Origin of the sequence: Bacillus sp. FF-1, assembly GCF_028548245.1 — a bacterium.
GTDB classification, from domain to species: domain Bacteria; phylum Bacillota; class Bacilli; order Bacillales; family Bacillaceae_G; genus Bacillus_A; species Bacillus_A paranthracis.
The window spans coordinates 506,217-518,454 of the sequence record NZ_JAQQGG010000002.1; the positions used below are offsets into that span (position 1 = coordinate 506,217).

14 protein-coding genes are annotated in these 12,238 nt (G+C 34.0%); 5 read left to right on the forward strand and 9 right to left on the reverse strand.

The window, feature by feature from the left end; all coding sequences use genetic code 11:
- Positions 1-117 precede the first annotated feature (117 nt).
- The 3 genes from PQF83_RS08050 (at position 118) to PQF83_RS08060 (ending at position 1,812) form a co-directional block, all read left to right on the forward strand.
- Positions 118-741, forward strand: a complete 624-nt coding sequence (locus PQF83_RS08050; protein WP_000287692.1) for a hypothetical protein — start codon at positions 118-120, stop codon at positions 739-741.
- Between the two features lie 128 nt (positions 742-869).
- Positions 870-1,226, forward strand: a complete 357-nt coding sequence (locus PQF83_RS08055; RefSeq protein ID WP_000606239.1) for a hypothetical protein — start codon at positions 870-872, stop codon at positions 1,224-1,226.
- 133 nt (positions 1,227-1,359) lie between these two features.
- The gene (locus PQF83_RS08060; RefSeq protein ID WP_000877582.1) at positions 1,360-1,812 is read left to right on the forward strand and encodes a hypothetical protein; all 453 of its coding nucleotides are present in this window, start codon (positions 1,360-1,362) and stop codon (positions 1,810-1,812) included.
- A gap of 152 nt (positions 1,813-1,964) precedes the next feature.
- On the opposite strand, the gene PQF83_RS08065 is transcribed toward PQF83_RS08060, so the two are convergent.
- The 3 genes from PQF83_RS08065 to PQF83_RS08075 form a co-directional block, all read right to left on the reverse strand.
- Positions 1,965-2,795, reverse strand: coding sequence for a GH25 family lysozyme (locus PQF83_RS08065; RefSeq protein ID WP_000540608.1), 831 nt, complete (start codon positions 2,793-2,795; stop codon positions 1,965-1,967).
- Between the two features lie 404 nt (positions 2,796-3,199).
- Complete coding sequence (locus PQF83_RS08070; protein WP_000135297.1) at positions 3,200-3,934, reverse strand: N-acetylmuramoyl-L-alanine amidase; 735 nt, start codon at positions 3,932-3,934, stop codon at positions 3,200-3,202.
- 239 nt (positions 3,935-4,173) lie between these two features.
- The gene (locus PQF83_RS08075; RefSeq protein WP_001253261.1) at positions 4,174-4,623 is read right to left on the reverse strand and encodes a DUF6884 domain-containing protein; all 450 of its coding nucleotides are present in this window, start codon (positions 4,621-4,623) and stop codon (positions 4,174-4,176) included.
- 293 nt (positions 4,624-4,916) lie between these two features.
- Here PQF83_RS08075 and PQF83_RS08080 point away from each other — a divergent pair, with 293 nt between their 5' ends.
- Positions 4,917-5,114, forward strand: coding sequence for a DUF4017 family protein (locus PQF83_RS08080; RefSeq protein WP_000789869.1), 198 nt, complete (start codon positions 4,917-4,919; stop codon positions 5,112-5,114).
- Positions 5,115-5,132: 18 nt separating this feature from the next.
- Here the strand turns inward: PQF83_RS08080 and PQF83_RS08085 are convergent, their stop codons facing one another.
- The 4 genes from PQF83_RS08085 to PQF83_RS08100 all read right to left on the reverse strand — a co-directional run bounded on the left by PQF83_RS08085 (position 5,133) and on the right by PQF83_RS08100 (position 9,369).
- On the reverse strand, positions 5,133-6,779 hold the full coding sequence (locus PQF83_RS08085; protein WP_000481353.1) for a M3 family oligoendopeptidase: 1,647 nt from the start codon (positions 6,777-6,779) through the stop codon (positions 5,133-5,135).
- Positions 6,780-6,884: 105 nt separating this feature from the next.
- Positions 6,885-7,814, reverse strand: coding sequence for a manganese-dependent inorganic pyrophosphatase (gene ppaC / locus PQF83_RS08090; RefSeq protein ID WP_000416845.1), 930 nt, complete (start codon positions 7,812-7,814; stop codon positions 6,885-6,887).
- Between the two features lie 161 nt (positions 7,815-7,975).
- The gene (locus tag PQF83_RS08095; RefSeq protein WP_000850064.1) at positions 7,976-8,641 is read right to left on the reverse strand and encodes a lytic polysaccharide monooxygenase; all 666 of its coding nucleotides are present in this window, start codon (positions 8,639-8,641) and stop codon (positions 7,976-7,978) included.
- A gap of 224 nt (positions 8,642-8,865) precedes the next feature.
- Complete coding sequence (locus PQF83_RS08100; RefSeq protein ID WP_001180575.1) at positions 8,866-9,369, reverse strand: GNAT family N-acetyltransferase; 504 nt, start codon at positions 9,367-9,369, stop codon at positions 8,866-8,868.
- Between the two features lie 105 nt (positions 9,370-9,474).
- Here PQF83_RS08100 and PQF83_RS08105 point away from each other — a divergent pair, with 105 nt between their 5' ends.
- On the forward strand, positions 9,475-10,116 hold the full coding sequence (locus PQF83_RS08105) for an HD domain-containing protein (RefSeq protein ID WP_000875268.1): 642 nt from the start codon (positions 9,475-9,477) through the stop codon (positions 10,114-10,116).
- 67 nt (positions 10,117-10,183) lie between these two features.
- Here PQF83_RS08105 and PQF83_RS08110 read toward each other — a convergent pair whose 3' ends face one another.
- Both PQF83_RS08110 and PQF83_RS08115 read right to left on the reverse strand, forming a co-directional pair.
- Positions 10,184-10,552, reverse strand: coding sequence for a carboxymuconolactone decarboxylase family protein (locus PQF83_RS08110; RefSeq protein WP_000399705.1), 369 nt, complete (start codon positions 10,550-10,552; stop codon positions 10,184-10,186).
- Between the two features lie 102 nt (positions 10,553-10,654).
- On the reverse strand, positions 10,655-12,145 hold the full coding sequence (locus PQF83_RS08115) for an alanine/glycine:cation symporter family protein (protein ID WP_272792294.1): 1,491 nt from the start codon (positions 12,143-12,145) through the stop codon (positions 10,655-10,657).
- Positions 12,146-12,238: the final 93 nt, after the last annotated feature.

Sequence of the window (12,238 nt, forward strand, 5' to 3'; positions counted from 1 at the left end):
CAATAAAATTCCTCATCTTTTTCCATAGCAATTTTTGAAAATAAACGAGGACACGTAACTAATTATAAATTCCTATCATACTTTGAGTTATACATGTTCAAAGGAGTGTTACCGTTTATGTATTCTTATCGGCAATCGTATTACTCCCCCTATCATAACCATTATCTACACTTTGATACATCTGTACGTAATTACAGAATTAGTAAAAATGAGAACTTTTTAAAAGGTTATATGCGTTCCTTTTGGGAACAACATGTCGCTTGGACGAGATTAGCTATTATAAGTATTGTCTTTCATTTACCAGACGTAAACGTTACAGTTAAACGTCTTCTTCAAAATGCAACACATATGGGACTATCTCTTGAACCATTCTATGGTGAAGATGCAGTAAAAAAATATAGTGCATTAATTAAAGACCACTTAGTAATTGCAGCAGATCTTGTTAAAGCCGCAAAAGCTGGTGACCAAAACGCAGCTGTCGCTATAGAGAAAAAATGGTACGCTAACGGTGATGAAATTGTAGCGTTTCTTACTAGCATCAACCCATATATACAAAAAGAAGAATTTACACAAATGTTTTATGAACATCTAGCATTAACAAAAGCAGAAGCACTGGCATTTCTAAATAAAGATTATGAAGCAGGAGTAAAATTGTACGATAAAGTTGAAAAAGAAGCTTTAGAAATGTCCGACATGATAACAAACGCAATCGTAAAGCAATTCCCGCAAGTATTTCAATAACAATAAGCCGATTTGAAAACCAAATCGGCTTATCGAACTTTCTAGCAATGATATTTCACCTGTCCTCTTTACATTTAACGTATATCGATATATTTTATTAATATCCGTTTTTTATAGGAGGAAACAGTTTGATTAACGCCATTGGTCTCGTATTTATACTTACAAATAAACATGAGAAAAAGAAGAAAGTTTATCTAAATGAAAAATTCGCATTAATAGACATTATTGATTCTAAGGAAGTAATTGATGATGAAGGGAACTCACTAGTAGAACTAACATGTAAATACAGTATATATTTAGATGAAAAATACTACTGTAAATCTCTTGATGATTATACTGGACAAGTCTTTCCCTTTTTAAGTGCTAAAATAGGAAAAGGGCTTCTCAGAAACTTAAATTATTACTTTTCTTACGTTGATGCCTATGATAAAAAACCACCCGTTAAAGAAATTAGATCACTTATGAAACAAGTAACGAACAGATAGTGAAAATACTAAAAAGAAAGCATCTCACTTCAGATGCTTTCTTTTTTATCTAGAACTCTTTAAATTCTATCCTTCTTCTAAAAATATGTATTGAGGCATACTTTAAATTAAAAACATTGGAGGATTAAAGTGAATGAAATACTCAGAAACGATAGTTAGTAAACGCCTTCGAACACTTAAAATATGTAGTATGTTTATCATGCTAGTTTTAATCGCATGGATTGGATATACAAAATTACTTTATGAAAACGGATTTCTTCAAGAAAAAAAGAATTCAGTAGAAGTAATGAATACTAGCATTACAGGAGAAATAGAGCAGCTTTTTCATATAAACTTGCAAGGTTATCGAAAAACAAGCCTTGATGCTGTTATAGAAGCCAGTAAAACAGATCCAAGCGAACTATCCCTAATTGAACTAGTCAACAAATCCTGCTCGCGAGATTGCATAGGCGAACCAGTCACATATGTAAACTCAAACAATGGATATATCTTTTATAAGGAATCTAATGGAACTAATGTAGCTATAACGATTAAAAAGAAAGACACATGGTTAATTGTAAAGAAATCTGTTCAAGATGGAATATAATCACCCCAAAAAAGAGTACGTATCGTACTCCTTTTTATTATTAATACCTTTCCTCTTCATGCCTACAATGGCATTTCGCTTTTGTTTTACATAGAATTAAAAGATTACATAAAAATAAAAAAACGTCACATGACGGCTTTTTATTTAGCAAACTACTCTTTTGTATAAAAATATTTAAGTCCTTTAGCATCTAACCACGCTGTCGCTCGATCTAATTCATTCCCTTGGCGATATGCTGTTTCAAATCTAACTAATCCTTGTTTATCTCCATATGAGATAATACGAGATTCATACCCCAGAGCATCCATCATTCCTAACATTTCTACTACTAACGCTGTACCAAATTCATACGTAACAACTTTACTAAATTTATTCACTATAATTCCAACTCCTTCTTGTTTTGTCGATTGTTCAACAGTTTGATTAGTAAACCAAACTAACGGCTTATTTCCCATTAACTTATTTAAATCACATTTTCCTATGCCAGCTACATTCCCTATTTCTGTGTATTGCCAAATATCACATGGGTAGGCTGGTTTGTTACCACCATAACGAGGAATCCATACAAAATCACAATTGACATTTGCCATTCCAAATGGATCATACATATGATGAGCAATATATAAACCAACCTTCTTAGCTCCTAATCTGCGTAATTCATCAATAAAAGCTTGTGCACCCGCTCTCATATCGTTCATTGTTTTTACTTCTACGTCAGCTACCCAAACTGTTGCATTTTTATCACCACGGTTCCAAAAGTCTCTCGCCTCTATCCGTGCATCCTCTACTGAAACGAAACGACAGAACGCATAATTACCAAACGGAATATTTCTTGCTTTCATTGCTTGCACATAATTTTTATATAAAGGATCTACATAATTTGAACCATCTTGCACACGTGCAATTACAAAATCTAATTGTGGTGCTGCGATATCCCAGTTAATGTCGCCATTCCATTTCGAAATATCTACAATATAACCCATTATTTCACATCTCCTTTTTCATTATTATATTCAAAGCTTGTTTTTTTGCTATTATCAACTAATAAATAGTATGAAAGGTAGTGTATTATTGCGTAATATTTTAAAATTCAGCTTATGTATTGAGAAAATAAAATATTATTACAGGTTTAATAAGTAAAGACTTACAAAGCTCTAAACTATAATCAGTAGGAGGCCACAAGCAGTGCAATTCCCAGCTAATTTCTTAGCTTCATCCGAATTTTGAGGTATGAATTTTACTGCCATTAAAGCGTGATACACAAAACCACCTTTCTGACAGGTGGTTTTGTGTACTAATTTACATATACATTGTTCATGTTTTTATAGTTACATAATTATTAGTTACTTAATATACTTGTTAACTAAAAATAAGACAATTTTTCGTTTTATCTCACGTACTCATAGTACCATTTACGTGCATCTAACCAAGCTGTAAATTTATCGATATTTCCGGACGGATAGCCATTCGTTATAGCATAACCAATGCCATCTTTCTGAACGACAATTTGTCCATCAATACCCGCATCTACCATAGCTTGAGCCAAATCTTGTAAATTACTAAATGCTACACCGCCAGTTTTTACTTTGAGCAAGTCCGTTGCACCTCCTCCAGTTTGTCCTGTAAGAGCAAATACAATAGAATTAGCGATTTTATCAACATTCCATTTTGCCATGTCGGATTCATTATCAATAAATCCTAATTCAATAAGAATAGCCGGTGCTTTCGTTCCATTTAATACTGCTAAATCTGTACGTTGTTTCGCACCTCGATCACGCCATCCAATATCTTTTGCTAGTTGAGCTGAGATTTTAGCCGCCAAATCTTTCTGATCATAATACAAAACCTCAACACCCTGTCCATTTCCATCACTTGCATTAAGATGAAAAGAAATAACTAAATCCACAGCATGGGAATTGCTATTCCGAATGATATTATTTAAATTTTGTGATTGAGTTGTCCCTACCTCGTCCGTATCGTCATAAACCGTGTGTCCTAGGGACCTTAACTTAGTCGCCACAGCATCTTTAACTTGCCTATCTAGAACGTGTTCTTTCCGATTCCCGAAATTAGCACCTTGAACAATACTATTGTGTCCTCCGTGCAAACTATATCTGGCCATTATTTATCAACATCTCCTTTCTTAATATCATATTCAAAACTTGTCTTATTGCTATTCCCACTTACAATCTTAACTGTACCCATACATCCTACATTTTCTAAAAGTGAAGGCAATTCGTTTTCGTTATAAAAAGTGGTGACACGAACAAAAAGCATCACCTTTTTGGCGATGCTTAAAAACTCTATTTTACGTTTTAATTCCCTAAAAACAGTTTAAGCTCATAGTGACCGAAACTATACTTATATTTCCTCCTCTTCCTTCACTGCCTCTTTCAACCTCTGCAACATATATCCAATGCCTTTACATCCTTCTAACGGATATGTAATCATTTCTTCTGGATATAGCTTTGTTACTACTTTTTTATGCTTTTGCCCTGCAAGTAAGACGATTTCGTCAAACTGTAGTAAACTTTTATCTACCATCTGTTTTTGTAATTGCTCTATACTTATTACCTTATCGCTCTTTGAATCAAACCCAAGATCATAGTTTTCTAGTACAATATCATTTGGCCTTAAAAATCCATGCTTCGCTGATAATATAACCCAATTCTCGAAAAACATAGTTGCATAAGATTGACATGCTTTTCCGAACGGGCTAATATATACATCTTTTGCTTCCATTGGTCCATAACCTGGATACTTATCCCAAATTTTCTTCTTTCCGCATGGAATTATGCATAACCTTCTCATATATTTCTTACCTCTTCTCCTGCATAAGTAAAGTTAATTATTTTATACATTTTGCCCTCAACATGCTATATAATGATATTAAATATAAAAATTACATCTTTTACCATATAGCCATCTTTTTTACTAATAATTCACTTTTTTAAGATTTGAACCCCCATTACCCTATTTAAACATAGTACCCCTTGTAAATATTATAATACTATAAACAATAGTATATTTACTTTTCAAAGCCCTTAATAATAATTAAAGTATATAAATAACCAAATAGAATATCTTTAGAAGGAGGTGAACAAATGAAAAATATACTCCCTGCACTAGTACTCTATATTATTGTTTGCGTAATCGCTATGATTGCTCCAGCATCTCAAAGTTATAATCATGCGGGCTGGAAGTTGTTTGTTGGGCAAGCGTATGCTATACCTATTTTTCTCATTACAGCTATTATTACATTTTATATAAACAAGAAAAAATCTACGAATAAACAGTTATAAGGATAGCGAATGCTATCCTTATTTTAATTCATTGATCACATCCAAAATAACACTTGCAGTACTTTCTATCCTTTCTTCCGAAAAATCAAACGTGACACCTGTTTTTTCATATATTTCTTGTATAGATAAATTCCAATCTGCACTCGCACCTTCTTTAAAGAAAGCAATCGCTTTTTCTGGGTCTTCCCAGTAAATTTGAAACAATTGCATTGCTCCTATTTGTGCAATTGCATATTCAATTTTATAAAAAGGAAACTGAACATAGTGAAATGACTCTATCCAGCTTGCACCGATTTCATCCTCTAATCCTGCAAGGTCGACTGTTGAATATTGATATCTTTTGCATAGTTCGGCGTGTTTCTTATCACGTTCTTCTGGTGTATGGTTTGGATTCGCATAGATCCAGTGCTGGAATACATCTCCTGCAATTGACGACATTAATAAAGACAAAGCACGATATATTTGTAGGCGTTGCACTTCTTTATATTCATCCTCTTGCTTATAAAAAACATTCAGCTTATCCATTACTAATAACTCAAGACTGAGGGAATAAAGTTCAGCCACCTCTTCGCGCAGATATCTTTCCTGCATACTACTATCGTTTTTAAATTGTTTATAAAAATGAAATGCATGCCCCACTTCATGTATAAGTGCATTAATTGCATAAAATGAAGGACTAAAATTAGAATACACAAAAACCTCTTTACTATGAGGCAAGGTAAAACAAATAGCTCCTGGTGCTTTATTTTCACGTTCTTCTACGTCAATGCATCCAGCTTTCCTTATATGAATAAATTTCTCATAAAAATATAAATCTGTCTTTCGAAATATTTCTTCCACACCATTTAATAAATCAATCACATTTTGGAATGGGACTTTTGGTAAATTACATGGAGAAAGATCCCAAGGGCGATACGTTTTTACACCGAGATTCTTTTTGGAAATACTTCCCAACTGTTTCCAAATTGGTACAACATACTTTTCTATAGATTCATGGAGCTTATAGCAATCATCAATACTGTAATCTCTGTTTTTTTGTTTAAAAGCATATTCACTATAATTATTAAACCCTGCATTTAAAGCTATCTCATTCCGCAATTGTATAAGTGCATTCATAATACGATCCACTTCTGGTTTCACTGCACTCCTTGCTTCACATAAAGCGTACCAAGCTTTTTCGCGAATAGCTCTATTTGGGTTATCTAGCTTTGCTTTAACGTGTGCATACGTCTTTTGCTCGCCTTCCCAATTAATTGTTATGTTAGACATTATTTCTCTATACTTCGTAATGCACTCTTGCTCTTTAATAGAAAGAGCAATGTTTTTTTCATTAAACATTTTACTCTTTACAAATCTTGCTTTTTTCATAAATGCATATTTTCGCTCGTCTAATAAGTTAGAAAACGGACACTCTATAAATTTTTGGTCAAACTTTGCATTGTATCTTTTTAAAAGTGGTTGAATTGTATTTTGATTATACATATGTAAATCATGCATATTTCTGTTACCTGTATCTCTATACGTGGCGATTAAACTACTTGTTATCTTCTCTTCTATTTCAGCGTTTACACGCAATTCATCGAAAAGCCAATTTTCTAATTCTAAAACAGAAGTAATATTTCGCTCTAAAAGTGACTGTAATTTACTCTCCAAATCATTAAACATACACAACTCTCCTTTTAAAAATCTAATTTTCTGTTTTTTAGAGAAAGAAAAAGACAAGTAGCCAATCTGACTACTTGTCTTTTTGTTAAATCATACTCAATAATATTACGCTTGGAATGCTTCTGTTAATACTGGTACGATTTGTTTTTTACGAGATACTACACCTTTTAATGTAGCAGTATTGTTTTCTAGGTATACGTTGTATGCTTTCTCAACAACGTTTGCTGCTTTACCGATCGCAAGACCGACAGAATCGTTAGTTAAGATATCAGTTACAACGAATAAGAATAGGTCTAAACCTTTTTCTTCTACTACTGCAGAGATAACTTTTTCAAGTTCAGCTTGGTGTACAAGAACGTCATTTGTATCAACAGCGTTTACTTGTGCGATTTCAACTTTCGCATTACCCATTTGGAATTCTTTAGCGTCAAGGGAGATTAATTGCTCCATTGTTTTTCCGCTTAAGTCAGCACCAGCTTTTAACATTTCTAAGCCGTATTTGTCAGCATCTACACCAGCGATTTCCGCTAATTCACGAGCTGCTGCTACGTCTTGCTCTGTGCAAGTTGGAGATTTGAATAGTAAAGAATCTGAAATGATTGCAGATAACATTAAACCTGCAACTTCTTTACGAATTGTAATGCCGTTTTCTTTGTACATCTTGTTTAAAATTGTAGCTGTACAACCAACTGGCTCACAACGGTAGTAAATAGGATCGCTTGTTTCAAAGTTAGCAATACGGTGATGGTCAATAACTTCTAACACACGAACAGATTCGATATCGTTAGCACTTTGTTGACGCTCGTTATGGTCAACTAAAATAACGTTGTCCACTTCGTTTGCTACTGTCTCAACAAAACGCGGTCCTTCTACTTTAAAATAGTCTAACGCAAATTGAGTTTCACCGCTGATTTCGCCTAAACGTACAGGCTCAGCATTCATTCCTAATTCTTTTTTCAATTCTGCATAAGCAATTGCAGAACAAATTGCATCTGTATCTGGGTTTTTATGCCCGAAAACTAGTACTTTTTCCATGTTTTCCACCTCTTCATGAAAAGGATATCTTAAAGAAGCAAATATGACAATATTTAAAGCATAATTTTTTATAAATAATTGCACTTTCTTCTATATTTTTCATCGTTTTTCGTAAAAAAGATCATCTAAAATGAATTAGATGATCGAAATGTATACTTTATTTAAAATAAAGTAGGAACTTGCACTACATGATTTAGCACGTTATTTGATGCTAAACCGTTATTTACAAGGTTAACATCTATAACTTGATAAAATGCATTTCCAGTATCTGCGATTTCCCACACAGCTAAAATAAGGTGATATCCATTTCTATCAGTTGGCACATTTGCTTCATGTGTTACGGAAGTTCCAGGTCTAGCTCCTCCATCATTTTTTACATAGAAAGGCACTAAATCTAAATCAGACCTCGTTAAAGGCTTATTCGGATTCCAATCTTTCTTCGTAATATAATATTTCCACTCTTTCGTACTATGAGGAGCCGTTAGTTTCCACTTGAATGTATTCGTCCCACCGTTTAACGTAACTTTCTTCCACCTATCTACAGTCTGTACATCTAAAGCAGGGAAATGGCCAGCTCCTGCGATTTGACCATCCGAAGGTCCTAATTGCGGGAATCCACCTATTCCTTCTACACTTTGCGGCTCATATTGAATCGGACCGCAGTTTACATTTACCCCTTGCTTACATAAATAAGAACGGCTCGCTGGTGATTCTACGTATCCATGAGCTGAAGCTTTTTCTGAAAAACCGAAAGTTAACAATCCTGTAAGTAATATCCCACCACTTAATATAACTTTCTTCACCTTCTGTAAACCTTTCGTTTTCATCTCGTCATCCCCTTTCCCATAATAAAGCGAAAATAACTATAGTTGCCTAGTCATCTTCTCTACATCCATTATAAGTCGAGGAACATTACGAAAAGAACCCTCTAAAAACTTTCTCAAATTCAATTAGCACATTAATTAAATTCAAATAACACCGCTAGAGAAATATAGACGGTGTTAAAAATCAAACTTTATTATTTTAAGCATGACAGCATTTTAATCATCACTTATAAAAATTTATAATAAATAACTGTTGCATCTAAATTACCATTTGGAGAAATTGCGTATTCTGGTATTTTTCCAGCTTCTTGATAATCTAATGATTTATACAATTTATTCGAAGGATCTCCTTCTCTAGTATCTAGCACTAAAAGAGTCCTGTTTTCTTGCTTCGCTCGTTCCTCTGCTTTGCGCATAAGTGAACGTCCAATGCCATTACGTCTAAAGTTTGGATGAGTCATTAACTTACAAATTTCAGCTCTATGAATCCCATTAGGCTTTGTAACGAAATGTAATTGAATACTCCCTGCCACTTCATTATTTATTTTAGCAACATATAAGATCACTTCTGGTGCTAAAACAGTTTCCCAATACTTCGCTGATTCTTTTTGATCCAGTGGAGGTAAAAAACCAATTGACGCCCCATCATTTACAACCGTTTTCAAAAGTTCAGAAAGCTCTTCCATATCATCATTTATTTTCTTAATCTCTTCAATTACTAAATTTTGCATTACTAATCCCCCTTTTGTTTCATTGTACCAATTTTTAAAGGAGGAATAATGATATACTAAGATGAAATTCTTTAAAACATGCTTTTTTAGGGAAAGGATAACGATATGAAATATATAGTAGATAGAACATATGCAAAAGAATTACTCGAATGGGCATATGAACAAAACCCCGGTCCTTGGTTTGAACATTCAATAAATGTTGCTCAGGCAACTGAAAACATAATTATAGAACTTATTAAAAATGGGTATAACCTAGATGCTGATATAGCATATAATGCTGCCCTTTTGCATGATATCGGAAGATACAAAGGTTTTACCAAATCGGTCATTCATTCCTACGATGGTTATATGTATATGAATGATTTAGGGTATACAGGAAACGCTGTTATTTGTGTTACACACTCATTCCCATGCAAAAATGAACATATAGATATCGCAGCGGAGTGGAGTCTCGTTCCTGATCATATGAGAATCCAGTTAGTTGAAATATTGAATGAACATTGTAACTACGATTTATACAATAAAGTAATTACTCTTTGTGATGCTCTTGCTGACGCGGATGGTTTTACTACGCTGGAAAGAAGATTGATTTCCGTTAGTTTACGTCACGGTACAACGTCTCATACATCATTACATTGGAAAGGGTTTTATGCAATTAAGAAAGAATTAGAAGCTTTAATCGGTAAAAGCATATACACAGTTCTTCCTGATGTAGAGAATTCGATTTATGAAGATATAAAATATTAAAGTGAATACAAATGTAATTTCACATAAAAAACGTTTTAAACATAAAGTTTAAAACGTTTTTTTCTATTCAATGCTTATGATTTTTCAGTTCTGTTAAACACTCTTGCACTAAAGTTACCGCTTGACTCATTGCAGCTCCACCAGCAAATGCTGCTGATACACCACACGCTTCCAGAATTTCTTTATCTGAACACCCTTGATCAAGACACCCTTTTGTATGATAAACGGTACAATATTCATCTTGCGTTGCTAGACTAATTCCTAATGCAATAAGTTGTTTTTCTCTTTTTGTTAAAGAACCCTCTTGAAAACAAGCTTGCGTGAATGCATTATATGTTTCAGCAATTTCAGGAATTTGGTTTGTAAAACTACCGATTCCTTCTTTATAATGATGTAGAACGTCATTTACTGAACTATGATGTTGTTCGTGTTCCATCTTATTATTACCCCCATTCAAATTATCTGTACCTACTGTAGTATGTGATGAAAAGAAGGCAATATACCTCGTTCAATAGAGTGAATGTTCAGTTTATTTAAACTACAGTTTCAGACTATCATCCACTACCTCTTGTTCTTTAACATTTTTTCTTTGAACCTCTTTACTTCTTTCTTCCCAAAATGTTAAACCTTCAATTCCTACATTTTTAGGATCAAATACTGGATCTTTCCCTTCTTTTTTCTGCACTTCATAATCTTTTAACACTTTTAATGCGATTTTACTTAATAGTAGAATCGCAATTAAGTTTAACCATGCCATACTACCAATTCCTAAATCCCCAAGATTCCATAAAAGCGACGCTGATTCTATGCTACCGATGTAAACCATAATTAAAAATCCAATTTTCAAAACTGGTTTTAACCAGCTATATTTAAGCTCACGATCTAAATAAGTAAGTGTCGTTTCAGCGATATAGTAGTATGCGAGTAAAGTTGTAAATGCGAAGAAGAAGATTGCGATTGAAATGAATAATGGACCAAACCCAGTCATAACAGTTTCAACTGCTTGTTGTGTATAGATTGGACCAGCATCAACATTCCCTATATTTTTTACAATAGCGCTTTTCCCTTCCGGTATAACATTATACATACCTGTTATTAAAATCATAAGAGCTGTCGCTGTACATACGATAATTGTATCAATGTATACAGAAAAGGCTTGAACTAACCCTTGTTTTGCTGGGTGAGATACTTCAGCCGCAGCAGAGCTATACGTCGCTTCTCCAACGCCAGCTACATTTGAAAATACAGCGCGCTTTACGCCCCATGCAATTGCTGCACCGACGATTCCACCAAACATTTCATTTATACCGAAAGCACTAGAGAAAATTAAAGCGAACATACTTGGAATTTCCGTTACATTCGCAATTAATACGATACATGTAACAATTACATATCCAATTGCCATAAATGGAACGAGCATTTGTGAAACGCCTGCAATTCTCTTTACGCCACCAAAAATGATTGCCGCTAATAATATGACTAACAATATACCAGTTATATATTTGCTAATACCATTAGAGTTTTCGAATCCAACTGCGATACTACTAGATTGAATACCTGGTAATAAAACACCATATGAAAGTGTTACAACGACTGCTACAATGATTGCAAACCATTTCATTTTCAATCCTTTTTCAATGAAATATGGTGTACCACCGCGATATTCATTTCCAACTTTACTTTTATATACTTGAGATAATGTTGATTCAACAAATGCACTAGCTGCTCCTAAAAGAGCCATTACCCACATCCAAAATACAGCTCCAGGCCCGCCGAAAGCGATAGCTGTTGCGACCCCTGCAATATTACCTATTCCGACCCTACCTGATAAGGCTAAACAAAATGCTTGAAAGGATGAAATTCCCGTCTCCGAGCTCTTCCCTTCAAATAATAGTTTAATCATCTCTTTAAAATAACGAATTTGTAGAAAACGAGTTGCAATAGTAAAATACACCCCTGCCCCTAATGCGAAAATAACTAGCCCTATACTCCATACTTGCCCTACTAACCACTCTACTAATTGCTCCATCCAAATCCCCCTTATCATTCTTTAGAACACTATTTTATATATAAGAAAACGGACAACTATTATTAAAACTTCCAGTTGTCCGTCTATCTCATT

Coding starts and splice junctions, on each gene's coding strand:
- PQF83_RS08065 (WP_000540608.1), bottom strand. CDS start 2,795: ATGGGTTATATTGTAGATATTTCGAAATGGAATGGCGACATTAACTGG.
- PQF83_RS08050 (WP_000287692.1), top strand. CDS start 118: ATGTATTCTTATCGGCAATCGTATTACTCCCCCTATCATAACCATTAT.
- PQF83_RS08110 (WP_000399705.1), bottom strand. CDS start 10,552: ATGGAACACGAACAACATCATAGTTCAGTAAATGACGTTCTACATCAT.
- PQF83_RS08095 (WP_000850064.1), bottom strand. CDS start 8,641: ATGAAAACGAAAGGTTTACAGAAGGTGAAGAAAGTTATATTAAGTGGT.
- PQF83_RS08105 (WP_000875268.1), top strand. CDS start 9,475: ATGAAATATATAGTAGATAGAACATATGCAAAAGAATTACTCGAATGG.
- PQF83_RS08115 (WP_272792294.1), bottom strand. CDS start 12,145: ATGGAGCAATTAGTAGAGTGGTTAGTAGGGCAAGTATGGAGTATAGGG.
- PQF83_RS08080 (WP_000789869.1), top strand. CDS start 4,917: ATGAAAAATATACTCCCTGCACTAGTACTCTATATTATTGTTTGCGTA.
- PQF83_RS08075 (WP_001253261.1), bottom strand. CDS start 4,623: ATGAGAAGGTTATGCATAATTCCATGCGGAAAGAAGAAAATTTGGGAT.
- PQF83_RS08085 (WP_000481353.1), bottom strand. CDS start 6,779: ATGTTTAATGATTTGGAGAGTAAATTACAGTCACTTTTAGAGCGAAAT.
- ppaC (WP_000416845.1), bottom strand. CDS start 7,814: ATGGAAAAAGTACTAGTTTTCGGGCATAAAAACCCAGATACAGATGCA.
- PQF83_RS08070 (WP_000135297.1), bottom strand. CDS start 3,934: ATGGCCAGATATAGTTTGCACGGAGGACACAATAGTATTGTTCAAGGT.
- PQF83_RS08100 (WP_001180575.1), bottom strand. CDS start 9,369: ATGCAAAATTTAGTAATTGAAGAGATTAAGAAAATAAATGATGATATG.
- PQF83_RS08060 (WP_000877582.1), top strand. CDS start 1,360: ATGAAATACTCAGAAACGATAGTTAGTAAACGCCTTCGAACACTTAAA.